Here is a 25,381-nt window from a genome sequence, read left to right as displayed (position 1 = left end):
GACCGGCGGGGCCGCCGCGGCGGCCGGGGACGGGCCCTACGGCTGAATGCCGAGGATCTTGGCGAGGAACTGGCCGGTGTGGCTCTCCCCGACCCGCGCGACATCCTCCGGAGTGCCGGACGCGACGACGGTGCCGCCGCGGGAGCCGCCCTCCGGGCCCATGTCGATGATCCAGTCGGCGGTCTTGATGACGTCGAGGTTGTGCTCGATCACGATGACCGAGTTGCCCTTGTCGACGAGGCCGTTCAGCACGCCGAGCAGCTTGCGGATGTCCTCGAAGTGCAGGCCGGTCGTCGGCTCGTCGAGCACGTAGATCGTGCGGCCGGTGGAGCGCCGCTGCAGCTCGGAGGCGAGCTTGACCCGCTGCGCCTCGCCGCCGGACAGCGTCGGCGCGGGCTGGCCGAGCCGGACGTAGCCGAGGCCGACGTCGTTGAGCGTCTGCAGGTGGCGGCGGATCGCCGGGATCGCCTCGAAGAAGTCCAGCGCCTCCTCGATCGGCATGTCGAGGACCTCGGAGATCGTCTTGCCCTTGTAGTGGACGTCGAGCGTCTCCCGGTTGTAGCGGGCGCCGTGGCAGACCTCGCAGGGGACGTACACGTCGGGCAGGAACTGCATCTCGATCTTGATGGTGCCGTCGCCGGAGCACGCCTCGCAGCGGCCGCCCTTGACGTTGAAGGAGAAGCGGCCGGGTTGGTAGCCGCGCACCTTCGCCTCGGCGGTCGCGGCGAACAGCTTGCGCACGTGGTCGAACACGCCGGTGTAGGTCGCCGGGTTGGACCGGGGGGTGCGGCCGATCGGCGACTGGTCGACGTGCACGACCTTGTCGAGCTGGTCGACTCCGTTGATCCGCCGGTGCCGGCCGGGCACCGTGCGGGCGCCGTGCAGCTGCTTGGCCAGCGACGTGTAGAGGATGTCGTTGACCAAAGTGGACTTGCCCGACCCGGAGACGCCGGTGACCGCGGTGAACACGCCGAGCGGGAAGGCCACGTCGATGTCGCGCAGGTTGTGCTCGCGGGCGCCCTTCACGACCAGTTCGCGCCCGCGCTGGCGCTTGCGCCGGGTCTCCGGGACGGCGATCTCCCTGCGCCCGGAGATGTACGCGCCGGTCATCGAGCCCTCGTTGGCCAGGAGCTCCTTCACCGGGCCGCTCACGACGACCTGGCCGCCGTGCTCGCCCGCGCCCGGGCCGATGTCGACGACCCAGTCTGCGGCCCGGATGGTGTCCTCGTCGTGCTCGACGACGATGAGGGTGTTGCCGATGTCGCGCAGCCGGATCAGCGTCTCCAGCAGGCGGTGGTTGTCGCGCTGGTGCAGCCCGATCGACGGCTCGTCCAGGACGTACAGCACGCCGACCAGCCCGGAGCCGATCTGGGTGGCCAGGCGGATGCGCTGCGCCTCACCGCCGGCCAGCGTGGCCGACGCGCGGTCGAGGCTGAGGTAGTCCAGGCCGACGTCGAGCAGGAAGCCGAGCCGGGCGTTGATCTCCTTGAGCACGGCCTCGGCGATGTGCTTCTCCCGCTCGCTCAGCTCCATGTTGAGCAGGAACTTCGCGCACTCCCCGATCGGCATCGCGGCGACGTCGGCGATCGACCGGTCGTTGACCGTGACGGCCAGCACGACCGGCTTGAGCCGCTTGCCGTCGCAGGACGGGCACGGGATCTCCCGCATGTAGCCCTCGAACCGCTCCCGGCTCGAGTCGCTCTCCGCCTCCGAGTGCCGCCGCTGGACGTACGGGATCACACCCTCGTACGTCGTGTAGTACGACCGCTGCCGGCCGTACCGGTTGCGGTAGCTGACGTGCACCTGGGTGTCGTGGCCCTGCAGGATCGCCTTGCGGGCCTTGGCCGGGAGCCGCTCCCAGGGCGTGTCCAGGTCGAAGCCCATCGCGTCGCCGAGCGCGCCGAGCAGCCGCAGGAAGTAGTCGCTGATGTGGCCGTTCGACCACGGCGAGATCGCGCCCTCGCCGAGGGTCTTCTCCGGGTCGGGGACGAGCAGCTCCGGGTCGACCTCCATGCGGGTGCCCAGACCGGTGCAGTCCGGGCAGGCGCCGTACGGGGAGTTGAACGAGAAGGACCGCGGCTCCAGCTCGTCGAACGACAGGTCGTCGTACGGGCAGTAGAGGTGCTCGGAGAACATCCGCTCGCGCTGCTCGTCGTCCTCGGGAAGGTCGACGAAGTCGAGGATGACCGTGCCACCGGACAGGCCGAGCGCCGTCTCGATCGAGTCGGCCAGCCGGCGGCGGGCGCTCTCCTTGACGCTGAGCCGGTCGACGACGACCTCGATGTCGTGCTTCTCGTACTTCTTCAGCTTCGGCGCCTCGTCGAGGCGTACGAGCCGGCCGTCGACGCGGGCGCGGGAGAAGCCCTTGGTCTGCATGTCGCGGAACAGCTCGAGGTATTCGCCCTTGCGGCCGCGGATGACCGGGGCGAGCACCTGGAACCGGGTGCCCTCCTCGAACTCCATGACCCGGTCGACGATCTGCTGCGGCGTCTGCTTGGAGATCGGACGGCCGCAGACCGGGCAGTGCGGGTGGCCGATGCGGGCCCACAGCAGCCGGAGGTAGTCGTAGACCTCGGTGATCGTGCCGACCGTCGAGCGCGGGTTCTTCGAGGTCGACTTCTGGTCGATCGACACGGCCGGGGACAGGCCCTCGATGAAGTCGACGTCGGGCTTGTCCATCTGGCCGAGGAACTGACGGGCGTACGCCGACAGCGACTCGACGTAGCGGCGCTGGCCCTCCGCGAAGATCGTGTCGAACGCCAGGCTGGACTTCCCGGAACCGGACATACCGGTGAACACGATCAGCGCGTCGCGCGGAAGATCGAGTGAGACGTCTTTGAGGTTGTGTTCACGCGCTCCGCGCACGATGAGACGGTCAGCCACGGCGTATCGCTATCCCCTAGAGCCCGGTTGAGGCAGTCAGCTTCAGGCTAACGAGCGGACAGGCCGGTTTTCTTCCAAAGCCCCGCACGGCGGTCCCTCGTCGCACCGAAACCGTACACGTGTTCGAAGACAGATCGCCACCGAAACGCCTGAGGCCGCTGCGGCCTACTCGGACTCGTCGTCGAGGGCGTGGGCGAGGTACCGCTCGGCCGACCGGCGTACGGCGGCGGCACCGTCCGCGGCGACGACCCGGCCCCACCAGCCGCCGTACACCCGCTCGAACCCGAACGGCTCCATCCGGCGCAGGGCGCGGCGGATCACCCGGGGGCGCTCGGGGATCAGGTTGGGGTAGCTGTGCATGAAACTGACGTACCGGCGGTCGGGGACGACGGTGAAGATGTCGCCGGTGAGCAGCGCTCCCCTGCCGTCCTCTCCGTCACGCCAGTGCAGCACCTGGCCGCCGGCGAAGTGCACGCCCGCGTTGACCAGGGTCAGCCCGTCGCCGATCTCCCGGGTCTCGCCCTCCCAGTAGACGATCGAGTCGTCCGGCCGGGCGACCCACTCGCGGTCGGCGGCGTGGATGTAGACGGGCGCGTCGAACGCGTGCGCCCACTCGACCATCGACCCGTAGAAGTGCGGATGGCTGATGGCGATGGCGTCGACGCCGCCGAGATCGGCGACCTGGGAGAGGAGGTCGTCGTCGACGTAGGTGATCATGTCCCAGAGGACGTTTCCCGCCGGCGTCCGTACGAGCAGCGCGCGCTGGCCGATGGAGGTGGGCGGGTCGGCGCCGATCCCGACGATTCCCGGCCCCTCCTCGGCGACCTCGCCCCGGCGCCCGGAGGCGCGGAGTTCGGCGAGGGTCGTCCAGCGCTGGCCGTCCCATCCGACGTACTGCCGCTCGTCCTCGCAGATCGGGCAGTCCGGCCGCGGTGCGGCGTACTGCACCCCGCAGGTGCGGCAGATCGGCAGGTCGTCGTTCATGATCAAGAGTCTACTTCCGCACTCGCTCGGGCCCGGGTCCGCTCGCGCGCCCGGAACCGGTGGCCTGCGCGTCCGCAGGACCGCGCGGCAGGTGGCGAAGTGGAAGGATGGAAGGCGGGTGCGGTGGACCCGATCACCGTTGGAAGGAGAGTGCGTGTCCTACACAGGCAACGTCGAGGTCGGTGGCCCGCCCGACGTACGCGAGCTGCCCGGTCTGACCATCACCAAGCTGGCGGTGGGGTCCTTTGACAACAACGCCTACCTCCTGCGCTGCACGGCGACCGGGGAACAGGTGCTGATCGACGCCGCCAGCGAGCCGGAGCGCCTGCTGGAGCTCCTCGGCGACGCGCCGCTCTCCCGGGTCGTGACGACCCACCGGCACCAGGACCACTGGGGCGCGCTCGGCGCGGTCGTCGACGCGACCCACCCGTCGGTCGTGGCCCATCCCGACGACGCCGAGGCGCTCCCGCTGCCGGTCACCGAGCCGGTCCGGCACGGGGGCACCGTACGGGTCGGGCAGCACACGCTGTCCGTGATCCACCTGCGCGGCCACACGCCCGGCTCGATCGCTCTGCTGTACGACGACGGCGACACGCCGCACCTGTTCACCGGCGACAGCCTGTTCCCGGGCGGACCGGGGAACACCTGGGGCGACGCGACGCTGTTCAACCGGCTCATGGACGACCTCGAGGAGCGCGTGTTCGGCACGCTCCCGGACGAGACCTGGGTCTACCCCGGCCACGGCAAGGACACCACCCTCGGCCGCGAACGCCCGCACCTGCCGGAGTGGCGCGCCCGGGGATGGTGATCCTGATCACATCACGCCACGATCATCGTCCTTCGGTCGTTGCCCTGATACATCCCGCGGGACTCCTGCGGACCGGTGTGTTCGGCGCCCGTTCCGGCGGTTTCTCGTGCGTCCGGGCATGCCGGCCGCCGCGGTGTGGGGATGATGGAAGGAGACGCGCGTGACCAGCGCGTCGGAGACGCGAGCCGGATAAGGAACACATGACGGGCGTGACCAGGCCGGCGGCCGAGACCGAGGCCATGACGGACGTTGAGCTCGCGGCGCGGCTGCGCATGACGCTGGGCCGGCTGAGCCGTCGCGTCCGCCAGTACGGGCCCCGGACCCTCACGTCGAGCCAGGCGTCGACCCTGTCGAGTCTGGAGGCGCTCGGCCCGGTGCGCCTCGGCGACCTCGCGGCTCACGAGGGCGTCAGCGCGCCCACGCAGAGCCGGTTGGTCGCCTCCCTGGAGACCCAGGCCCTGCTCCGCCGCACTCCCGACGTCGGCGACCGGCGGGCGACCCTCCTGGAGATCACCCCGGAGGGCCGCCGCCAGCTCGAACAGCTGCGCACCGAGCGGTCGGCGTTCCTGGTCGAGCGGCTCGGGACGCTCTCCCCCGAACAGCGCGCCGCGCTGGTCGGGGCCCTCGACGTCCTGGAGAGCCTGGCCGCCAGTCCGGGCGACTGACACGCCGCCGGACGGTGTCAGGCCTTGCGGTACGTCGTCTGGGTGCCGGCGAAGAACAGTGACCTCCCGCCGCTCACCAGCGTGACCCGCCAGTAGGACGCCCCCTGCCCGCTCCGGTCGGACAGGTCGAAGGTCGTGGCGTCGCGCGGGGTGGCCTTGCCGGTCCACAGTTTCTGGCCGAACGCCACCCACTCACCGGTGCCGTCGGGCTGGAACTGGAAGTAGTTCTTCCGCGCGTCCTGGGTCCACTTGCCGGCGAGCGCCCGCAGCCAGGTCCTGGCGTCGGCGGCGCGTACCCGTGGTGTGGCCGGTGCGCTGGTGGGCGGCAGGTCGATGCTGCCGGGCATCGTCGACTCGGCGACCGGCGTCGCGGGCTGGGACGGTGCCGCGGCCGGTCTGCGGCCGCCGTTCCGGTCGGCGAGGGCGGTGAACGCCAGAACGCCGACGGCCGCGACCGCCAGCACGATCGAGATCGTCCGCGTCACCGCGGGCGCCACCGAGGGCAAGCGCATGCCAACCTTCCCCAGATCCATCCCCTGCGATCACGGTACAGGGGCCGGGGAGTGATCCGCCCCGAAAGTTACCGAGCGGAAACCCGGCGCGCGAAGAGCCGCCGAATGGGAAGCCGGCGAACGGCCGCCGAGGTCATCGGTCGCGCTCAGCGCCGGGCGCGTCCCGCCCTCTCGTCGGCGTCGACCTGGTCGTCGTGCGTCCCGGAAACGGGGCCGGGCGGCTGCGGCTCGGCGTCCGGCCCGCGCCTCTCCCCGTCCGGGGCCGCGGGGCCGGGAACGGTGGGTCCGGAGCCGGCCTCGCCGGTGTCCCCCGGCCCTCCGCCCTCTTCCGGTTCCGGCTCCTGCCCGCCGTCCGTGCCCTCTGAGCCGCCGGGCGCCGACCGGCGAGGCGTCTTGATGAGGCTGGCCGCCGTGGTCACGAGCATCGTCGCGCCGATGACGGCGAGAGAGGTGAGGGTGGAGATCTCCGGCACGTTCTCGAACCAGGTCGTGTGCAGGGCCTCCATGACGAGCTTGACGCCGATGAAGGCCAGGATGACCGCCAGCCCCTTGCTGAGGTAGACGAGCCGGTCGAGCAGTCCCCGCAGGAGGAAGTACAGCTGCCGGAGCCCCATGAGGGCGAAGGCGTTGGCGGTGAAGACCAGGTAGGACTGTTTGGTCAGCCCAAAGATCGCCGGAATGGAGTCGAGGGCGAACAGCAGGTCGGTCGACCCGATCGCGATCATGACGATCAGCATCGGAGTCATCAGGCGCTTGCCGTCGACGCGGACGGTCATCCGGTGCTCTTGGTAGTTGTCCGTCGTCGGGACGACCCGGCAGATCCAGCGGACCAGGATGTTCTCTTCGTACTCGTCCTCGTCGGGCTCGCCGCGCACCAGACCGTAGGCCGTCCAGATGAGGAAGGCCCCGAAGATGTAGAACAGCCACTCGAACCGGGCCAGTGCGGCGGCCCCGACCGCGATGAAGATGCCCCGCATCACCAGCGCGATCATGATGCCGATCAGCAGGACTTTGTGCTGGTTGGCGCGGGGGACGGCGAACCGCGCCATGATGATGTAGAAGATGAACAGATTGTCGACGCTGAGGCTGTACTCGGTGAGATAACCGGCGAAGAACTGGGTGGAGTAATCGGCGCCCTCGGCGAACAACAGGCCGACCCCGAAGGCGATCGCCAGCAACACGTAGAACGTCACCCAGGCGGTCGCCTGCCGCAAAGAGAAGTCACGCGGCTTGCCACGGTCGACCACCCAGAGGTCGAACAGGATGAACGCGAGAAGACCCAGCAGCGTAAGGCCCCAGGCCCACAGCGTGACGTTCACGAGAGCATTTCCTCCGGTGGCAGGCGACGGCCCCGGAGGTCTCTTCCGCCCTCACTCATCGGTGCGGGCCGACAGCACCGGGCCGCATACGACTCCTGGGACCGTGGTGACGACACTGCCGCGAAGGAATACTCCCCTCCTGTGCACCGACTATATACAAAGGCAAACCTTCCTCGTACCCGAGACGTCGTCAGAAGACCGCCCGGGTTACACGGGCGTACACCGAAAGCAGCTGATCGACGGCGTCGTCCTCCGTCGGAAGACGGGACGCCCGCTCGGTGGCGGCGGATGCGAGCCGATCGGCGAGGGCCCGGTCCTCCAGCACCCTCCGCACCGCGCGTTCGAGCTCACCGGCGTCCCCCGGAGGCACGAGAAGCGCCGCGTCACCCACCATCCCGGGCACCCCGCCCACCCTGGTGGCGACGAGAGGCCGTCCGGCGCGCAGCACCTCCTGCACGATCAGCGGCTGGCCTTCCCAGACACTCGGGAGGACGGCGACGTCGGCCGCGGCGAGAAGGTCCGGGACGTCCGTACGGCGCCCGAGCAGCCGTACCGGGAGGTTCTCCCCCGCGATCCGGTCGCGGAGTTCGGGTTCGAGCGGCCCGTCCCCGGCGATCACCACGAGTGCGGGCGGATCCAGCCGGGCCCACCCGGCGGCGGCGTCCAGCAGGGTGGGCAGCCCCTTCTGTTCGGCCAGGCGCGCCACCGTGAGGATCAGCGGGCCGTCTCCGGCGCCGAGTTCGGCGCGGATCCGCTTGGCCGCCCCATGGTCCTCGGACGGCGCCCCATGGTCCTCGGACGGCGCGGCATGGCCCTCGGACGGCGCGGCATGGCCCTCCAACCGCGCTCCGTGCTCCTCGGACGGCGTGGCGTGGTCCTCGGGACGCGCGGGGGCCTGGGACGGCGGCGTGGCCGGAGCGGGCACCAGCGCGAGGCCCACCGAGCGGGCGCCGAGCGCGCGCATCCGCTCCTCCAGGTCCGGGGAGACGGCCAGGATCTCGGCCGCGCCCCGGGCGACGACACGCTCCAGCGTCGCGTACGCCGCGCCGGTCAGGCCGCCCGCGATGGACGCGTTGTGGAGCGTGACGACGAGCGGCGGGCCGGCCGAGCCGAGACGCAGCGGTGCCGGCACCGTACGGAGGCGGGCGAGCGCCGCCAGCCCTCCGGCCCGCAGCCCGTGCGCGTGTACGACGTCGGCGTCCTGGGTCAGGCGCCGGAGCCGGGCCACCGCTCGCACGTCGCCGAGCGGGTGCGGCCGGTCGGCGATCTCCACCGGGGCGAAGCCCGCGCCGGACTCGGTGAACCCGAACAGCCCGTCGGCCGAGGCCGGTCCGAGCACGACGACCTTCGCGCCGCGCGCCCGCAGGCCGTCGGCGATCGACCGCACGTGCCGTCCAACGCCGCCGGCGCTCGTGGCGAGCACCAGGGCGACCTTCGCACCGTCCATCACAGCCTCCGCCTCATCAGGCCTCGCAGATCACCGGGATCCCCCAGGAAGGCGACGGCCGCGAACGCCGCGGCGGCGGCCAGCGCGGCGAGCACGCCGACCCCCAGGCTCGCTGCCCATCCCGTCGCGCCGAACGCGGCGACCACGCCCGCTCCCGCGGCGTATCCCGCCGCCGCGCCGGCCAGCCCTGTCACCACCGCCCGTACGACGCCCTGAAGGGCGCCACGGCCCCTGACCCGCGCCAGCATCACCAGAAGGAGAACGCCGGCGACCGTCATGCCGATCGAGTTGCCCAGCCCGAGCGCGGCCACGGCGTCGTGCCGCCCCGCCGCCGAGACCAGCGCCACCTCGGCCGCGATCACCGCGATCCAGCCGGTGACCTGGGCGGCCGCCGAGTGTCGGCCCTTGCCGGCGGCGAACAGCGTACGGCCGACGTGCGCCATCAGCCCGTAGCCGATCAGTCCCGGCGCGAAGGCCACGATCGCGCGCGCCAGGTCGATGGGCGGCACCTGTCCCCTGGGGTGGAGCAGGAACACCCGCGCGACGGGAAGCGCGGTGGCGGCCAGGACGGCCGCGCCCGCGCACGACAGCAGCACGATCGCCCGTGTCGTGCCCGCGGCGGTGCGGTCGAACGTCTCGTCGTCGCCCTCGCTCGCGCGGGCCGACAGGAGCGGGAAGGCGCTCGTCGCCAGCGGCACGGCCAGGACGGCGTACGGAAGCTGGAACAGCGACCAGGCGTACTGGTAGACGGGCAGCGCGCCGCCGCCGCCCCGCCGGTTGGCCAGCGCGATCACGATCCCCCAGGCCGCCTGCTGGGCGACGAGGGTGGCCAGCCCGGCGAGGGCCAGCCGCCGGATGCGCACGGCGACGCCGGGCGGGAAGGTGAGGGCCGGCCGCAGCCGGAGCCGCAGCCGCGCGGTGGGACCGATGACCGTGGCGACGAGGGCGACCACGCCGAGCGTCGTCCCCACCGACAGCGTCAGCTCCGCCGAGCGGGTCACGGCGGACAGGTCCCACTGGTTCGCCGGGGTGACCTGCCGGTAGGCCGCGCCGGTGGACAGGAACATCAGGTACGCGCCGATGACGACGAGGCTCGACACGAGCGGCGCCAGCGCGGGGCCGAGGAACCGGCGGTGCGCCTGCAGCACGCCGTACATGACGACGGCGAGGCCGTAGAACAGGATCTGCGGGGCGAACACGACCAGCATCCGGGTGCCCGTGTCGACCACCTGGTCCCGCGAGCAGCCCGGCACGTGGTCGCCGACCAGGAGCGAGATCACCGGGCGGGCCGCGAGCGCGGCGATCAGGCTGAGCGGCACGAGGATCAGCACGGTCCACGTCATCAGCGCGGAGGCGATCCGGCGGGCCTCGGGCGCGCCGCGCGCCGCCGGGCCCGCGAGCACGGGCACCACGAGACTGGCGAGCGCTCCCCCGGCGACGACCTCGAACAGGATGTTCGTCACCTGGTTGCCGGTGAAGTACGCGGTGCTCAGGCAGTTGCTGCCGACCGTGTGGGCCAGGACCAGGCTGCGAGAGAAACCGACGACCCGGGCGAAGACGGTGATGACGCCGATGAGCACGGCGGCACCTGCGAGGCCCGCGCCCCGGCCGGCGGCGGCCGGGGCGGCCTCCTCGCCCACGTCCGGTCCGCTGGCGTCCGGTTCAGTCATGTCCGGCTCGCTCACGTCCGGCCCGGTCGCGCTCGGCTCGCTCACGTCCGGCTCGGTCGCGCTCGGCTCGGTCACGCTCGGCTCGGTCACGCTCGGCTCGGTCGCGCTCGGCTCGGTCACGTCCTGCTTGGTCAGGTCCGGCTCGGTCACGGGGTGTTCGCTGGGCGCGCCTCCGGCACGGCGGGCCGGCGGCCCAGCTGGTCGAGCCAGTTGAGCGGCGGCGTCGCCTGGATCACCTTGGTGAAGCTGACGACCTCGCTCGCGGCGTTCAGCGCCGTGACGCCGGCGAGGACGGCCAGACGCGATCTGCGGCTCAGGCCGGTGGCGGCCAGGCCGATGAGCGCGCCGAGGGAGTTCGCGCCCGCGTCGCCGAGCATCGCACGCTCGCCGAGGTCCTCCGGCAGCAGCGCGAGAGCCGCGCCGAGCGGCGCTGCGGCGACCGCCGACCCGCTGAGCAGGCCGGCGAACCGGCCGCGCGGCGCTCCCGGCGCCGGCGGGGCGAAGACGAGCGGGCTCGCCAGCAGCCCGGCCTTGATCGCCCGGCCGGGCCGCAGGTCGAAAAGGTTGAGGAGATTCGCGGTGCCGGCAATGAGCGCGCCGTTGATCAGCACGTCGAGCGCCGCCCCGCGCCGGGTGGGCGCGCCGGTGCCCGCGAGCACGGCGGCCGTCAGACCGGTCGCGCCGATGCCCAGGATCTTCACCGCGCCGGTGGTGACCTCGCCGCGGGCCAGGGCCGTCAGGTGCCCCTTGAACCCCCGGCGGGCACCCGACCCGGCGAGGTCGTCGTAGCCGCCGAGGGCTCCGGTGACCCCGCCCGCGACGATCGCGGCGGCCCGCATCCGCGCCGGCACACCCGGCGCGACGGCGACCGCGGTGACCGCGCCGACCGCGAACGCCGGCCCTTCGAGCAGCGTGACCGGCTCACCGCGGTGGTTGGTCCGCGCCCAGAGCTTCTCGTCCCGGGGCGGGCGACGGGTCAGCGCGATGTACGCGGCCCGTGCCGCCGCCGCGCCCAGCACGGCTCCCGCCACTGCCTTACGCATGCCGCCTCACTTCTTCTTCGTCGTCGTCGGCGTGGGCGTCGGAATCGGGGTCGGCAGGGCGCCGTCGACCTTCGACCCGATGCCGTAGGCGCCGGCCTTGCCCTGCTTCGCGGCGGCCAGCGCCAGCACGGCCGTCAGCCGCCCGGCCGGAACGTCCGCCGTGTCGACCGTGGCGACATGGCCCTTGACGTCGTCGTCGTCGCGGAGCGCCTTGATCATCCCGCCCTCGGTCGCCGAGTCCGGATCACCCGCCACGACCGCACCCTCACCGTACGTGTACAGCGCCAGGGGCAGCGCGCCGAGCGCCTTGTTCTCGTCGTCGGCGTTCTTGTCGCTGCTCGCGGCGGCGGGCGCGATCACGACGGCGAGTGTCGCACGGGTCGCGGGCTGCCCGCTGTAAGTCAGGAAACCCGACGCCTTGAAACCGGACAGCACCTGCCCGGCGGCCGGGTCCTCCTGGCCGCTGCGCGCCGCCTGCTTGGTCACCAGCACCCATGCCAGCTCGCTCGCCGTCCGCTCGGACGAGGTCGCGTCCGCGGAGAAGGTCAGGCCGGCCGGTTTCAGCCGGTCGGTCAGCTCGCTCAGCGTGGCCTGCTGGTTCGGGTCGAGGTACTTGCTCTGCAGGGTGACGTAGCCGCTGATCCGGGCGCCCGCCTTGCTCACCATGTCGGCGGTCTGCGCCCGCATCTGGTCGTCGGCGCCGGGGGCCTCCACGAACACGACGCTCTCGTCCTTGAGCCGTCCGGAGACCACCTGGCCCGCGGCCGCGTCGAGCACCTGATTGTTGTAGGTGTTCACCTGGCCGACCGCGTCCTTCTGCCTCCGCAGCGTCTCGTTGTTGTTCTTGAGCCGGTTGGAGGTCTCCTTGAGCTGGTCGACCAGCGGCCCGCGCAGCGCCGAGGCGCCCACCACGAGCCCGAGCGCCAGCGAGAGGAACACCGCGATGATGGAGACGAGGTGGTACCGGAAATCGATCACGTGAAGAGTCCGTTTAGCCAGTAGACGAATTGGTGCCACCAGTCGGCGACAGCGGGCTCGAAGGCCTCGCCGGCCGGCGAGGAGACGACCGCGGCGACCATCGCGACGAGCGTGGCGGCGATCAGCAGGATCAACGAGGACCCCTTGATGCGGCTGCGGTAGAGCCGGCTGACGCCCTTGGCGTCGACCAGCTTGCTGCCGACGCGCAACCGCGTCAGGAACGTGCTGGCCATGCCGGCGCGTCCCTTGTCCAGGAACTCGACGAGGGTCGCGTGAGTGCCGACGGCGACGATGAGCGTCGCGCCCTTGTCGTCGGCGAGCAGCATCGCGATGTCCTCGCTGGTCCCGGTGGCGGGGAAGACGACGCCCTCCCGCCCGAGGTCGTGAACCCGGCTCAGGCCGGGCGCCCGGCCGTCGCGGTAGGCGTGCACGACCAGCTCGGCCCCTGACGTGAGCGCCTCGTCCGACACGGAGTCCATGTCACCGACGATCATGTGCGGCCGGTAGCCCGCCTCCATCAGCGCGTCGGCCCCGCCGTCCACGCCGATCAGGACGGGGCGGTACTCGCGGATGTAGGGCCGCAGGGTCGCGATGTCCTCGCGGTAGTGGTAGCCGCGCACGACGATGAGGACGTGACGGCCCTCGAGGTTCGTCTTGACGTCGGGGACGCCGACGCCGTCGAGCAGGAGGTCGCGCTCCCGCTTGAGGAACTCCATCGTGTTCGCGGCGAACGCCTCGAGCTGGGCGGGCAGCTCCGCCCTGGCCTCGGTCATCGCGGCCTCGACCGACTCGACGGTCTGCCGGATGCCCTTGGCCGCGACCTGCTCGCCGAGGTAGACGGCCTCGCCGTCGACGCGGACGACGTCACCCTCGTGGACCTTGGTGAACACGTCGGGCCCCACGTCGTCGATCAGCGGGATGCCCGCCTCGACGAGGATCTGCGGGCCGAGGTTGGGATACCGCCCCGAGGTGCTGCGCGCCACGTTGATCACGGCGGCGACCTGGCAGGACGCCAGCGCCTCCGCGCTGACCCGGTCCAGGTCGACGTGATCGATGATCGCGATGTCGCCCGGTTGGAGGCGCTTGGTCAGCTTCTTGGTCCGCCCGTCGAGGCGGGCGACGCCGGTGATCCCCGACTCCCCGACGCGGCGGTCACGGCGCAGCCCACGCCGAAGCGGCACCCGCATCCGGGCGCCGTTCTTGATCCTCGGGGAGACGTCGTTCATCGTTCGCCAATCCTGCCAGAGCCTGGACGTGCCATTGGTAACGACGACCGATATGGCGTGTTCGTTCGCTCACCGCCGGTGGCCCGTGCTCGCGGCGGTTCAGCGCTCCGCGGCCGCGATGGCCAGCAGCTCCTCGGCGTGCGCCCGCCCCAGCTCGGAGTCCTCCATGCCCGCGAGCATGCGGGACAACTCGCGGATCCGGCCGTCCGCGTCCAGGGTGGTGACGCCGCTGCGGACCACGCGGCCGTCGTTGGACTTCTCCACCACCAGGTGCTGGTCCGCGAACGCCGCGACCTGCGGCAGGTGAGTGACCACGATCACCTGGGCGGACCGGGCGAGCCGGGCCAGCCGCCGGCCGACCTCCACGGCGGCCTTGCCGCCGACCCCCGCGTCGACCTCGTCGAAGACGAACGTCGGCACCGGGTCGGCGCCGGCGAAGACCACCTCGATCGCCAGCATGACGCGGGACAGCTCACCACCGGACGCGCCCTTGTGCAGCGGGAGGGGCGGCGCGCCCGGGTGGGAGGCGAGCCGCAGCTCGACCTCGTCCACGCCGTACGGGCCGAAGTCCTCCTGCGGCGTCACGGCGACGACCACGCTGGCGTGCGGCATGGCCAGCGCGGTCAGCTCGGCCGTGACCGCCTCGGACAGGCGCTCGGCGGCGGCGGTCCGCAGCGCCGTCAGCTCGCCGGACAGCTCGCCGAGCTGACGGGTGAGGTCCTCGTGCTCGGCGCGCAGCTCGTCGATGCGGTCGTCGTCGGAGTCCAGCTCCAGCAGGCGCGCGGCCGACCGCTCCGCCCACTCGAGGACATCCTCGATGGTCGCACCGTACTTGCGGGTGAGCCCGGCCAGCGCGGCGCGGCGCTCCTGCACGCTCGCGAGGAGGGCCGGGTCGGCCTCGACCGACTCGGCGTAACCGGCGAGCTCGGCGGCGACGTCCGACACGACGTACACCGCCTCGGACAGCCGGTCGGCCTGTCCGGCGAGCGCCTCGTCGTGGGCGCGGACGGCCTCCAGTGCCTGGCGCGCCGCGCTGAGCAGCCCGATGGCGTCGACGACACCCGTCGTGGCCGTGGGGTCGCCCTGGAGCGCCTCGTGGGCGGTCGTGGCGGCCGTACGGAGCGCGTCGGCGTGCGCGAGGCGCTCCTCCTCCGCCGCGAGGAGCTCGTCCTCCCCGGTCTTCGGATCGACCTTCTCGATCTCCTCCAGGCCGAACCGGAGCAGGTCGGCCTCCTGGGCGCGTTCCCGCGACCGGGTGGTCAGCTCCTCCAAGAGCGCGGAGACCTCACGGTGCCTGCGGTACGCGGTGGTGTAGGCGCGCAGCGGCTTGGCCAGGTCGTCACCGGCGAAGCGGTCCAGGGCCGCCCGCTGGCGCCCGGGCTGCAGCAGCCGCTGCTGGTCGGACTGGCCGTGCACGGCGACCAGGTCGTCGGCCAGGTTGATCAGCACCGAGACCGGCGCCTGCCGGCCGCCGACGTGGGCCCGCGATCGGCCCTCCGCCGACACCGACCTGGTCAGGATCAGCGCGCCGTCGTCGAGTTCCCCGCCGGCCTCCTCGACCCGCGCGGCGACCCTGCCGTCCTCGCTCAGGACGATGCGGCCCTCGACGGTCGCCCGGTCGGCCCCGGGCCGGACCCGCTGCGGGTCGGCGCGGCCGCCGAACAGCAGGCCCAGGCTGGTGACGACCATCGTCTTACCGGCACCGGTCTCGCCGGTGACCACGTTGAAGCCCGGGGACAGCTCGAGGACGGCCTCCTCGATCACCCCGAGGTTCTGAATCCGTACTTCCTCGACCATGGGCCGTACCCGGCTTGGTGCGTCGGTCACGAAGGCCCTCCTGTCCGCAGACACCCGGCGCGCCCGAGGCTACTCGGTCATGATGCCTCCTTCGTCGGCCTCATGACCAAGGTGCTGCGCTTATTGATGTCCTCGCTTCGCTCGGCCATGAGCCCGGCGGCCACGATGTGCGGGACCGTGACCGGACCTCCCCAGGCGAACACGTGTTCGGCTCAGCGTAGAGGGCTCTTCGCCACGGAGGAAACCTCCGGGCGTGTCGCCGGCCCCCTCACGGCGCCTGCGGGCGGCATGTCATCCCAGGTCAACACGGACGTCCCGTGGCGTTCGCCGCAACGTCACTCGTCGCGGACGCGGCCGCGCCAGCCGGCGACCGGCAGGCCGAACTTGGTGACGAGCCGGTCCGTGAACGGCGTCTGGTGCAGCCGCGCCAGCCGGACCGGCCGCTCGCCGCGGCGGACCTCCACACGCGCGCCGGGGGGCAGGTCGATCGGCCGGCTGCCGTCGCACCACAGCACGCCGCCGGAGCTCTTCGGGATCAGCTCGACCGCGACCACGGAGCGCGGCGAGACCACCATCGGCCGCGAGAACAACGCGTGCGCGCTGATCGGCACGACCAGCATCGCCTCGACCTCGGGCCACACCACGGGGCCGCCCGCGGAGAACGCGTACGCCGTCGAGCCGGTCGGGGTGGCGCACACCACGCCGTCGCAGCCCCACCGCGACAGCGGCCGCCCGTCGATCTCGGCGACGACCTCCAGCATCCGCTGCCGGGAGGCCTTCTCGACGGCCGCCTCGTTCAGCGCCCAGCCGGTGCTCGTGACGCTGCCGTTCTGCCGGACCACCACGTCGATCGTCATGCGCTCCTCGACGTCGTAGCGGCGTGCGGCGACCTTGTCGACCGTGGCGGCGAGGTCCTCGCGCTCGGCCTCCGCGAGGAAGCCGACGTGCCCGAGGTTCACGCCGAGCAGCGGAGTGCCGGACCGCCTGGCCAGGTCGGCGGCCCGCAGGATCGTGCCGTCCCCGCCGAGGACGATCACCATCTCGGCGCCCTCGGCGGCCGCCGCGGACACCGGCATGACGTCGGCGCCGGCGCACTGCAGCTCCTCGGCCTCGCTGTCCAGCACCCGGACGCAGATGCCGGCCTCACTCAACCGGCTGATCACCAGCTGCGAGCTGCGCACCGCCGCGCTGCGGCCCGTGTGCGTCACGACCAGGACGGATCTCTTGTCTGTCATGCGGGTCCTTCTGCCACGGCCTTGTCCAGCCGTGCGTCGTCGAGGGGCGGAGCGCCCGCCCGTAGCCACAAGAAGTATTCGACGTTTCCGGAAGGACCGGGCAACGGGCTCGCCGTCACGCCGCGCACTCCCAGGCCGAGCGTCTCGGCGTGCCTGGCGACGTCGCGCACCGCCTCGGCGCGCAGCGCGGGATCGCGTACGACACCGCCCGCGCCGACGCGCTCCTTGCCCACCTCGAACTGCGGCTTGACCATCATCGCGTAGTCGGCTCCGGGAGCCACGCAGCGCTGGATGGGCGCCAGGACGAGGCGGAGCGAGATGAACGACAGGTCCGCCACCACGAGGTCGGGCGGCTCGCCGTCGCCCGAGACGACCTGCTCCGGCTCCAGGTCGCGGATGTTCACGCGCTCCAGGACCGTCACGCGCTCGTCCGTGCGCAGGGACCAGGCGATCTGCCCGTATCCCACGTCGACCGCGACGACGTGGGCCGCGCCCGCGCGCAGCAGCACGTCGGTGAAGCCGCCGGTGGACGCGCCCGCGTCGAGGCAGCGGCGGCCCTCGACCCGCAGGTCGGCGAACGCCTTCAGCGCCCCGGCGAGCTTGTGCCCACCGCGTGAGACGTAGTCGGGGCCGGTCTCCGCCGGCCGTACGACGATGGCCGCGGAGGTCTCGACCTGGGTGGCGGGCTTGGCGGCGGTACGGCCGGCGACGGTGACGCGGCCCTCGGTGACCAGGTCCACCGCGTGCTCCCGTGACCGGGCCAGGCCCCGCCGGACCAGCTCGCTGTCCAGGCGCCTGCGAGCGCTCACGGCGCGCTCGCCGAGGTCGCGCCGGCCGAGGTCGCCGTCATGAGGCCGCCTCGTCGAGGCCCGTCAGGGCCTCCTGCAGCCGCCGGTGGACGTCCGCGAACACCTCGGGGTGCTCGGTCAGGGGCGCCTGGTCCAGTGCGGTGAGGCGGGCCAGCGCGGCGTCGACCCGCTCGTCGCCCGTGGTGTCCCCTTCGGTGCCGTTCACCTGTACCCTTCCCTTCGCCGCCGGTCGCGTCCGGCTCAAGAAGAACGCTACCGTCCGCTGACGACAGCGGTGTCGGGGACGACGACGGGGGAACTGACCTGACGATGGCCACCGCCCAGGAAGCGCGCTCGGCGCTCGAGCGCATCGCCGCCCGACTCACCGAGGTGGACGCCGACGACCTCGCCAAGCACGTCGTCGAGCGGACCATCAGCTGCCGCGTGCCCGATCTCGGCCTGATCTTCCTGACCCGGATCCACCGGGGCGGCCTCGACGAGTTCCAGACCGTCGACGACGCCGACTCCGCCCAGGTCCGGCTGACGGTCGGCAGCGACGACCTGGTGGCGCTGGCCACCGAGGAGCTCCACGTCGCCAAGGCGTGGGCGACGGGCCGGCTCAAGATCGAGGCCAGTCTGGGCGACCTGCTGCGGCTCCGTAAGATCCTCTGAGTCGGGCCGGAGCCGCTCTGAGCCGGACCGACCCGCTTCGCGCGAGCCGTACGAACCCGGCTCCGGCACGTCTTCCGCCGTCGCGGGCCCGCCTTCCCGCCCGCGCCGGACCCGCAGGGCCGGTCGCCCGGCGAACGTGCGTCGCGTCACGACAGACGGTCCCACGCCTCCTGTGCCCGCGCGGCGTCGCCGGACTCCCAGGCCGCGGCGCAGAGCGCGCGCAGGGCGTCGATGCGGTCCCCCGAGCCTCCGACCGCGAAGTCGGGCCCGACCGTCCAGCCTCCGCACGCGTACGAGCCGCCGTCCCGCCGGACCTCCGGGTGCGGTACGAGCAGGCCGGCCAGATCCTCGGCGACGTACGTCGGGCGCTCATGCTCCGGCGCGCTCAGCAGCGCCCGCGCGTCGGTGACGCCGGTCAGCACCAGCAGACTGTCGGCCCCGCCGTTGTTGGCGCCCTCGATGTCGGTGTCGAGGCGATCTCCAACGATCAACGGCCGCTCCGCGCCCGTCCGCAGGATCGTCTCGCGGTGCAGCGGCAGTTCGGGCTTGCCGGTGACGATGGGCTCCACGCCGGTGGCGGTACGGATGACCTGCACCAGCGCTCCGTTGCCCGGCCTCGGCGGCCCGCCGGGGCTCGGGATGGTGCTGTCGGCGTTGGACGCGACGAACAGCGCGCCCGCGGCGACCGCGCGGCCTCCCTCGGCGATCAGGTCGTACGACAGGCCCGGAAAGAATCCCTGGACGACGGCCGCGGGCCGCTCCGCGGCCGTCGACACCGGCCGCAGGCCCGCGGCCCGCACCGCGTGCCGTAGTCCGGTGCCCCCGACCACGAGGACCTTCGACCCGGCCGGCAACCGCTCCGCGAGGACCCGCGCCGCGGCCTGCGCGGACGTCACGACGTCCTCCGCCGCCGCGGGGACCCCGACCTCGGTGATGAGCGCGGCCGTCGCGCTCGGCGTCCGTGACGCGTTGTTGGTCGCGAACGCCAGGCGCATGCCCTCCGCCCGCGCCTTGGCCAGCGCGTCGGCGGCGCCCGGCACCGGGTCATGGCCGATGTAGATCACGCCGTCCAGGTCGAGAACGGCCACGTCGTAGACCTCGGCCAGCGGCTGGTCGCTGCCTCGCATCTCATCCCTTCCGGGCTCGCGCGTGCCGCAGCGCGGTCGCGTAATGCTTGTTCTCCGGGCGCATCGCGCAGGCGAGCGCCAGGTGCTCGACCGCCTCCGCGAGGTCCCCCGTACGGGTCAGGGCCATGCCCAGGCCGAACAGCGCGTAGTCCTCGGCCGGATCGGCCTCGACGATCATACGGAAGTTGGCGGCGGCGTCGGCGTACCGCTTCGCGCCGTACTGGGCGCGCGCCAGCGCCTCCCGGACGCTCCTGGACGACGGCTCGGCGGCCGCCGCGTGCTCAAGGACCTGGATCGCGGCGGCCGGGCTGCCACCATTGAGGAGTTCGAGACCGCGCTGGTACCACTCGTAGACGCCGCCGGCCGGGACACCCGGGGAATCAGGGCCGTGATCCGCACCTTGAACCATGTGTGACTCCGTTCGTCGACTCCACTTGTGTCCCAACAACGGCGCGGTATCTAACATGCCCGATGTGACGATTGATCCCGGACTTGCGCTTCGGCCGTTCCGAGCCGTGCGGTACGACACCGCGCGGGTCGACTCGCTCGCCGCGGTGACCTCTCCTCCGTACGACCTGATCGACGAGGAGTCGCTGGCGCGGTTCATGGCCGAGGAGCCGCACAACGTGGTCCGGCTGATCCTCCCGCAGGACGACTACCGGAAGGCCGCCGAGACGCTGCGCTCGTGGCTGACGTCCGGCATCCTCACCGTCGACGACGAACCCGCCCTGTACGTCTACGAGGAGGTCTCCGGGTCGGTCGTCCAGCGCGGCCTGATCGGGGCGGTCGGCGTGCACGAGGACGGGTCCGGCGTGATCCTCCCGCACGAGCACGTCTATCCGGGCCCGGTACGGGACCGGCTCGCCCTGATGACGGCGACCGAGGCGAACCTCGAACCGATCTTCCTGCTGTACGAGGGCGGCGCAGGCTCGGCCGCGGCCCGAATCGTCGACGAGGTGGCGTCGTCCCTGGCTCCGGTGCTGGAGACGAGCACGGGCGATGACGTGCGGCACAGGCTCTGGGCGATCCGCGACCCCGCCGAACAGGCGAAGATCGCCGAGGACCTGCGCGGGCGGCAGGCGCTCATCGCCGACGGCCATCACCGCTACGCCACCTACCAGGCGCTCCGGCGGCGGCACGACGGGCCGGGGCCCTGGGACTACGGGCTGGCGCTGCTCGTGGACTCCGTCGAGTACCCGCCGCGCCTCGGCGCGATCCACCGGGTGCTGCCCGCGCTGCCGCTCTCGGAGGCGGTCCGCCTGGCGAAGTCGGCCTTCCGCGTCGAACCGGTGGGATTTGACCTGGCGGCCGGACTCGAACGGCTCGGCGCCCACGACGACACCGCGTTCCTGCTGGGCGGTGACGGGGAGTTCGTCCTGCTCACCGATCCGGATCCGGCCCAGGTGGAACGCTCCATGCCGGAGGAGTCCTCCGACCGGTGGCGGCGGCTGGACACCGCCGTGCTGCACCGGCTGCTCATCCCCCGGGTGTGGGGCGTCGAGGACGACGAGAGCAACGTGCGGATCGTCCACCACGACGCCGCCCGCGCGGTGGCGAAGGCCCGTCGCGGCAATGGCACCGCCGTGATCCTGAACCCGCTGAAGGTTCCGGACGTGCTGGCCGTCGCGGCGAACGGCGAGAAGGTCCCCCGCAAATCCACCTCCTTCGGCCCGAAGCCCCGTACGGGCCTGGTCATGAGAACCTTCGCCGCCGACTGAGGGACCGACGGGACCGGCCGACGGATCCGGCCGACCTCGCGCACCGAACGACGGGCCCGGTCGTCTCGCGGACGCACCGACCTCGCGCACCAACCGACCGGACCCGCCGGACCTCCCGTACCGAACGACGGGCCCGGTCGTCTCGCGGACGCACCGACCTCGCGCACCAACCGACCGGACCCGCCGGACCTCCCGTACCGAACGACCGGCCCGGTCGCCCCGCGGACGCACCGACCTCGCGCACCAACCGACGGACATGGCCGACCTCGCGTCGGCCGATGCGTCCGTGAGGACGGCCGGGTACCGGACCGCCCGGCGAACGGGCCCGGCAGACCGACCCGGAAGATCTCGCGCACCGACCGACGGACATGGCCGACCTCGCGTCGGCCGATGCGTCCGTGAGGACGGCCGGGTACCGGACCGCCCGGCGAACGGGCCCGGCAGACCGACCCGGAAGATCTCGCGCACCGGCCGATCCGTCGGCGAGGACAGCCGGGTACCGGACCGCCCGGCGAAGGAGCCCGGCGGGCGATGCGTCGGTGATGGGGCCGGGCGTCGGACGGCTGCGTCCGGCCGGTGATGGCCTGGCCGCCCTACCCGTGCCCGAGCCGGGTGTGGGCCGCTGGAGCCGTAACAGGTCGATCCAGGGCCGGGCAGAGCTCACGCCCCGAGTCGCTCACCGCTTCTTCTGCCGACCCTCGCCAGTCGTCGCCTGGCGTCTCACCAGCCGCCGGCCAGCACCGCCTACCGTCCGGAGCTCGGGCGCGACCCTCGGCGGGGCGGCGGACGCGGTGTCACGTCGGCGCCCCGCTCTCCGGGCCCGCTCCCTGGCGGCGGAGCACGATGACGGCCTCCACCTCGTACAGCCCTCGCGGGCCGTTCGGACCGCGCCAGAAACGATGGCGCAGGGATCCGCGGACCTCGATGATGTCTCCGTGCCGCCAGTCACGGACGCCCTCCTGAACCGAAGGGTCATAGGTGACGCAGCGGATCGTGTCGATGGCGTCCTGCGGCGACCGGGCGTCCCGGTGCTCCACGATGAGCCGCCAGACCGCCACCTGCCCACCTCCGGGTAACGACTTCCACTCCGGCACGCCGGAGAGCCGCCCGATCAAGACGATCTCGTTGACGTGGGTCACTGCTCCGCCGGCACCGTGCGGCGCGGAACCCGTCGAGACGACGTCGGGCGGGTCGCCGCCCGGCCGCCGGGGCTCCTCGATCTCGATCCGATCCATGGCCTGCTCCTCTCATGACCGCCACACCGTGCGCCGATGGCGATGTCTTTACGATGGGGCGACCGATCGGGACGACGAAACCCCCTACCCCTCATCTGTGGAAAACCGGAGGCGCCGAATGGATTCGATCACCGACCTGGGCAATGACGTCTTCGAGATCGACACCCGGATGGCCGGATATGCGGGGATCACCGCCGGATATCTCATCCGCTCCGACCGCCCCTGTCTGGTGGAGACCGGCGCGGGGAACTCCGCCTCGGTCGTCCGGGACGCGCTTGCGGCCGCAGGAGTCGGCCCCGCGGACCTGGCGACCGTCGTCGTCACGCACATTCATCTCGATCACGCGGGCGGAGTCGGCGACATCGCGGAGATGTTCCCCAACGCAGAGATCGTCGTCCATGAGAAGGGCGCCCGCCATCTGGCCGACCCGAGCCGGCTCATGCGCAGTGCCCGGATGGTGTGGGGCGACGCGCTGGACACGCTGTTCGGCGACCTCAAGCCCACGGACGCCGTACGCATCCGGGCGGTGGAGGACGTGGGAGAGGTCGACCTCGGCGGTGGGAGGCGCCTGGAGAGCCATTACTCGCCAGGCCACGCCAAGCATCACGTCGGCCTGCTGGACTCCCTCACCGGGGACTTGTACGTCGGGGACGCCGCCGGCGTCTACATCCCGGAGACCGCCGACCTGCGTCCCGCGACACCGCCGCCGGACTTCGACCTGGACACCGCCCTGGCTTCGCTGGATCGCTTCCGCGCGCTGCGCCCGGCGCGGCTGTTGTTCAGCCATTTCGGGCCGGTCGAGCTGGTCGGGGAGACCCTCGACCGGTCGGAGGAGGAGCTTCGGCTCTGGGTGGAACTCGTCGCCGAGGCCCACGACCAGCGTCTCGACCTGGACCACGCGGTCGCCATGGTCCGCGAGCGCACGGACGGCCGGTACCGCGCGTTCGCACCGGACGCCGATCCGCGGGCGGCGGAGAAGGTGGAGATGATCAGTTCGGCCCGCAACAACGTGGCGGGCATCATGCACGCGCTCGACAAACGCTGAGGCCCGGGTCCGTCCCGTTCGGAACCGGCCCGGGCCTCAGTGCGGTCACTCGTCCGCGGCATCCCTTCGCTCGGCCTCGTCACCGGAGGCCGTCTCCGGGGCGCCTGAGGCCGTCCCTGACTCGACCGCCGGGTCCGCGTCGGGGTCGTTTCCGGATGCCCCGCCGAAGTCCGTCTCGGCCTCGGCATCCGTCTCGCCGTCGGCGAACTCGGTGTCGATGATGTCCAGGCCCTCGAGCTCGGCGTACCGCTCGGCGGCGTCCGTCTCGCCATCCCGGTCCGCCGCGGCGGCTCGCGCGAACCAGTCGACCGCCTCGTCCTCCCGGTCGGCCGCGACGAGCGCGTCGGCGTACGCGTAGAACAGCCGCGCCGACCACGGCCGCCACCGCTCGTCCTTGAGCTCCGGAACCTGCAGTGCCAGGACCCCCGCACCCGGCTGACCGAGATCGCGGCGGGCGCCCGACTCGACGATGCGCATCTCGATCGCCTCGGCCTGCGGCAGGCGGCGCGCTTCGTCCGACTTGGCCAGGTCCAGAGCGCGCTCGGGCCGGCCGAGTCCTCGCTCGGCGTCCGCCATGATGGCGAGATACGCCTCCTGCCCGGTCAGTCGTCGTGCCGCCCGTAGCTCCGACAGTGCGACCGACCACAGGCCGGCGTGGTACGCCGCGAGCCCGCAGGCCTCGCGGACGATACCGACCCGGGCCGCGCGCCCGCGGGCCGCGAGGGCGTGCTGGTAGGCCAGATCCGGGTCATCGTCGATCAGCCGACCGGCCATCACCAGGTGGCGGGCGACCTCGGTCGCGAGGTCCTTCGGCAGCGTCTTCAGCTCACCCCGTGCCGCCGCGTCGAGCTCGGCGCCCGTGACGTCCTCAGGGACGGGCGGGCCAGGGTCACGACGCGGTCGCGGGGCATCCGAAGGCCGACCCTCACCGCCGGGTCGGCGCGCACCACGTTCGGACGGCCTGCCGCCGCGCTGTGCGTCGTCACGCCGCCGGAACCCGCCTCGCTGGCCTTCCCCACGGCCACCGCGAGGACCGCCGCCCTGCCTGTCGCGGAAGTCACGACGACCCCCGTCCCGGCGCTGGAACCCGCTCGCGCCCTCGTCGCGGGACTGGAAACGCTCCTTGCCACCATCGCGGTACCCGGAGCCGGACTTGCCGCCCTCGCCGTGGCCCGAGCCCTCCCGGCCCCGCTCCCGAGACCCGAATCCGTCCTTGGCGCGCGAACGGAACCCTCCGGTGCCGCCGGGCCGATCGTCGCGACGCGAAGCGCCGCCCGCGCCCGTACGGCGCTGGGCGCCTTCGCCGCGCGAGAAACCGCCGCGACCACCGGCCCGCCCTTCGTCCCGCCGGCCCGAATCGCGCGAGCCGGCCGGCGGTCGGCTGTCCCGGGTACGGAAGTCGCGTTGATCCCGCTCGTTCCCCTCGGCATCGCGCCTCGGAAAACGACCGCCGGGACGCTGGGCTGAGCGCTCGTCTTTGTCACGCGAGCCTGCGGGACGTCCGCTCTGAGGTCCGCCACGCTCGTTTCGCCAGTTCCCGGAAGATGACGGGCGACTGCCTCCCGTCCGAGGCGCGCCGCGTCCGCCGGAGTCGTCCCGGCGCGGGAAACGGCCTCGTCCGCCCGTGCCCTCCGCGTCACCGCGGAACGGTCGGGGCCGACGGGTCTGAGAACGGCCCTCGGTCTCGTCGTCCCGAGCGCTGAAACCGCCCGGGCGCTGGGCGCCTCGCGACCCCTGCGGGTTGCCGCCCGGCTTCCGGAAGCCTCCCGGGCGGGCGGAACCGGAGCGACCGCCCGCGGAGCCGGAACGCTCGCCCTCGTATCGGCCGGCGGAGTCGTCACGTTGGGGACGGCCTCCCCTGCGGTTGGCGAAACCACCGGACGATCCCTGCGAACCGCCCTGGCGGCCACGAGATCCGCCCGAGGAACCGCTCGCACGGTCCTGGCGGCCCGGCCGTGGACGCCGATCGCGTCCGTCGCCGTCGCGTTGATCTCGTTCCGCGCTCATCACATCAAACCGTTTCACTGGGGGAGCACTGTCGGCTCCATTGTGCCCTGAAAATACAAAAAGGGCCGCCTCGGAAGGCGGCCCTCTTTGTGTATGTGTCCGGCGGCGTCCTACTCTCCCACACCGTCTCCAGTGCAGTACCATCGGCGCTGAAGGGCTTAACTACCGGGTTCGGAATGGGACCGGGTGTTTCCCCTTCGCCATAACCACCGAAACGACCAA

The 25,381-nt window shown here is 72.4% G+C and carries 23 protein-coding genes and 1 rRNA gene; 5 read left to right on the top strand and 19 right to left on the bottom strand.

Annotation, left to right across the window (positions count from 1 at the left end; genetic code table 11):
* Nucleotides 1-36: 36 nt before the first annotated feature.
* Nucleotides 37-2,883: an excinuclease ABC subunit UvrA gene (uvrA, locus tag NDW01_RS35205; RefSeq protein WP_252828687.1), complete on the bottom strand. Its 2,847-nt coding sequence runs from the start codon at nucleotides 2,881-2,883 to the stop codon at nucleotides 37-39.
* 165 nt (nucleotides 2,884-3,048) lie between these two features.
* Nucleotides 3,049-3,867, bottom strand: coding sequence for an MBL fold metallo-hydrolase (locus NDW01_RS35200; protein ID WP_252828686.1), 819 nt, complete (start codon nucleotides 3,865-3,867; stop codon nucleotides 3,049-3,051).
* Nucleotides 3,868-4,021: 154 nt separating this feature from the next.
* Here NDW01_RS35200 and NDW01_RS35195 point away from each other — a divergent pair, with 154 nt between their 5' ends.
* On the top strand, nucleotides 4,022-4,675 hold the full coding sequence (locus tag NDW01_RS35195; RefSeq protein WP_252786025.1) for an MBL fold metallo-hydrolase: 654 nt from the start codon (nucleotides 4,022-4,024) through the stop codon (nucleotides 4,673-4,675).
* 200 nt (nucleotides 4,676-4,875) lie between these two features.
* Nucleotides 4,876-5,340, top strand: coding sequence for a MarR family winged helix-turn-helix transcriptional regulator (locus tag NDW01_RS35190; protein WP_252786026.1), 465 nt, complete (start codon nucleotides 4,876-4,878; stop codon nucleotides 5,338-5,340).
* A gap of 17 nt (nucleotides 5,341-5,357) precedes the next feature.
* On the opposite strand, the gene NDW01_RS35185 is transcribed toward NDW01_RS35190, so the two are convergent.
* The 11 genes from NDW01_RS35185 to NDW01_RS35135 all read right to left on the bottom strand — a co-directional run bounded on the left by NDW01_RS35185 (nucleotide 5,358) and on the right by NDW01_RS35135 (nucleotide 17,581).
* Nucleotides 5,358-5,852, bottom strand: coding sequence for a hypothetical protein (locus NDW01_RS35185; RefSeq protein WP_252828685.1), 495 nt, complete (start codon nucleotides 5,850-5,852; stop codon nucleotides 5,358-5,360).
* A 146-nt stretch (nucleotides 5,853-5,998) separates the two neighbouring features.
* Nucleotides 5,999-7,171 carry a TerC family protein gene (locus NDW01_RS35180; protein WP_252828684.1) on the bottom strand — a complete coding sequence of 391 codons (1,173 nt, stop codon included), beginning with the start codon at nucleotides 7,169-7,171 and terminating at the stop codon, nucleotides 5,999-6,001.
* 190 nt (nucleotides 7,172-7,361) lie between these two features.
* Nucleotides 7,362-8,618, bottom strand: a complete 1,257-nt coding sequence (locus NDW01_RS35175; RefSeq protein ID WP_252828683.1) for a glycosyltransferase — start codon at nucleotides 8,616-8,618, stop codon at nucleotides 7,362-7,364.
* Nucleotides 8,618-10,438: a murein biosynthesis integral membrane protein MurJ gene (gene murJ, locus NDW01_RS35170; protein WP_252828682.1), complete on the bottom strand. Its 1,821-nt coding sequence runs from the start codon at nucleotides 10,436-10,438 to the stop codon at nucleotides 8,618-8,620. Before murJ ends, NDW01_RS35175 begins: the two co-directional genes overlap by 1 nt.
* Nucleotides 10,435-11,331 (bottom strand): hypothetical protein, encoded by an 897-nt coding sequence (locus NDW01_RS35165; RefSeq protein ID WP_252828681.1) that lies wholly within the window; start codon nucleotides 11,329-11,331, stop codon nucleotides 10,435-10,437. The genes murJ and NDW01_RS35165 overlap by 4 nt, the downstream gene beginning before the upstream one ends.
* A 6-nt stretch (nucleotides 11,332-11,337) precedes the next feature.
* Nucleotides 11,338-12,309: a copper transporter gene (locus NDW01_RS35160; RefSeq protein WP_252828680.1), complete on the bottom strand. Its 972-nt coding sequence runs from the start codon at nucleotides 12,307-12,309 to the stop codon at nucleotides 11,338-11,340.
* Complete coding sequence (gene steA / locus NDW01_RS35155; protein ID WP_252828756.1) at nucleotides 12,306-13,496, bottom strand: putative cytokinetic ring protein SteA; 1,191 nt, start codon at nucleotides 13,494-13,496, stop codon at nucleotides 12,306-12,308. The genes NDW01_RS35160 and steA overlap by 4 nt, the downstream gene beginning before the upstream one ends.
* A 138-nt stretch (nucleotides 13,497-13,634) precedes the next feature.
* Entirely contained in the window at nucleotides 13,635-15,332 is a 1,698-nt protein-coding gene (gene recN / locus NDW01_RS35150; protein ID WP_252828755.1) for a DNA repair protein RecN, read from the bottom strand.
* A gap of 335 nt (nucleotides 15,333-15,667) precedes the next feature.
* Complete coding sequence (locus tag NDW01_RS35145) at nucleotides 15,668-16,567, bottom strand: NAD kinase (RefSeq protein ID WP_252828679.1); 900 nt, start codon at nucleotides 16,565-16,567, stop codon at nucleotides 15,668-15,670.
* Nucleotides 16,564-17,376, bottom strand: coding sequence for a TlyA family RNA methyltransferase (locus NDW01_RS35140; protein WP_252828678.1), 813 nt, complete (start codon nucleotides 17,374-17,376; stop codon nucleotides 16,564-16,566). Before NDW01_RS35140 ends, NDW01_RS35145 begins: the two co-directional genes overlap by 4 nt.
* 37 nt (nucleotides 17,377-17,413) lie before the next feature.
* Nucleotides 17,414-17,581: a hypothetical protein gene (locus NDW01_RS35135; protein WP_252786040.1), complete on the bottom strand. Its 168-nt coding sequence runs from the start codon at nucleotides 17,579-17,581 to the stop codon at nucleotides 17,414-17,416.
* Between the two features lie 104 nt (nucleotides 17,582-17,685).
* Here NDW01_RS35135 and NDW01_RS35130 point away from each other — a divergent pair, with 104 nt between their 5' ends.
* The gene (locus NDW01_RS35130; RefSeq protein ID WP_252828677.1) at nucleotides 17,686-18,027 is read left to right on the top strand and encodes an SCP2 sterol-binding domain-containing protein; all 342 of its coding nucleotides are present in this window, start codon (nucleotides 17,686-17,688) and stop codon (nucleotides 18,025-18,027) included.
* A 146-nt stretch (nucleotides 18,028-18,173) separates the two neighbouring features.
* Here NDW01_RS35130 and NDW01_RS35125 read toward each other — a convergent pair whose 3' ends face one another.
* Nucleotides 18,174-19,154 carry an HAD-IIA family hydrolase gene (locus NDW01_RS35125; RefSeq protein WP_252828676.1) on the bottom strand — a complete coding sequence of 327 codons (981 nt, stop codon included), beginning with the start codon at nucleotides 19,152-19,154 and terminating at the stop codon, nucleotides 18,174-18,176.
* A 1-nt stretch (nucleotide 19,155) separates the two neighbouring features.
* On the bottom strand, nucleotides 19,156-19,563 hold the full coding sequence (locus NDW01_RS35120; protein WP_252786045.1) for a tetratricopeptide repeat protein: 408 nt from the start codon (nucleotides 19,561-19,563) through the stop codon (nucleotides 19,156-19,158).
* A gap of 55 nt (nucleotides 19,564-19,618) precedes the next feature.
* Here NDW01_RS35120 and NDW01_RS35115 point away from each other — a divergent pair, with 55 nt between their 5' ends.
* Entirely contained in the window at nucleotides 19,619-20,872 is a 1,254-nt protein-coding gene (locus NDW01_RS35115) for a DUF1015 family protein (RefSeq protein WP_252828675.1), read from the top strand.
* Between the two features lie 794 nt (nucleotides 20,873-21,666).
* On the opposite strand, the gene NDW01_RS35110 is transcribed toward NDW01_RS35115, so the two are convergent.
* The gene (locus tag NDW01_RS35110) at nucleotides 21,667-22,107 is read right to left on the bottom strand and encodes a single-stranded DNA-binding protein (RefSeq protein WP_252828674.1); all 441 of its coding nucleotides are present in this window, start codon (nucleotides 22,105-22,107) and stop codon (nucleotides 21,667-21,669) included.
* Between the two features lie 118 nt (nucleotides 22,108-22,225).
* On the opposite strand from NDW01_RS35110, the gene NDW01_RS35105 reads away from it, so the two are divergent.
* The gene (locus tag NDW01_RS35105) at nucleotides 22,226-23,152 is read left to right on the top strand and encodes an MBL fold metallo-hydrolase (protein WP_252828673.1); all 927 of its coding nucleotides are present in this window, start codon (nucleotides 22,226-22,228) and stop codon (nucleotides 23,150-23,152) included.
* A 45-nt stretch (nucleotides 23,153-23,197) separates the two neighbouring features.
* On the opposite strand, the gene NDW01_RS35100 is transcribed toward NDW01_RS35105, so the two are convergent.
* The 3 genes from NDW01_RS35100 to rrf all read right to left on the bottom strand — a co-directional run bounded on the left by NDW01_RS35100 (nucleotide 23,198) and on the right by rrf (nucleotide 25,373).
* Nucleotides 23,198-23,926 (bottom strand): hypothetical protein, encoded by a 729-nt coding sequence (locus tag NDW01_RS35100; protein WP_252828672.1) that lies wholly within the window; start codon nucleotides 23,924-23,926, stop codon nucleotides 23,198-23,200.
* Between the two features lie 47 nt (nucleotides 23,927-23,973).
* Nucleotides 23,974-24,213: a hypothetical protein gene (locus NDW01_RS35095; protein WP_252828671.1), complete on the bottom strand. Its 240-nt coding sequence runs from the start codon at nucleotides 24,211-24,213 to the stop codon at nucleotides 23,974-23,976.
* 1,043 nt (nucleotides 24,214-25,256) lie between these two features.
* Nucleotides 25,257-25,373 (bottom strand): 5S ribosomal RNA (gene rrf, locus NDW01_RS35090).
* Nucleotides 25,374-25,381: the final 8 nt, after the last annotated feature.

This window comes from Actinoallomurus soli (assembly GCF_024055715.1).
Lineage (GTDB): Bacteria > Actinomycetota > Actinomycetes > Streptosporangiales > Streptosporangiaceae > Actinoallomurus > Actinoallomurus soli.
Note: the sequence above shows the minus strand (reverse complement) of the source record. Positions and strands in the feature narration are given on the sequence as shown.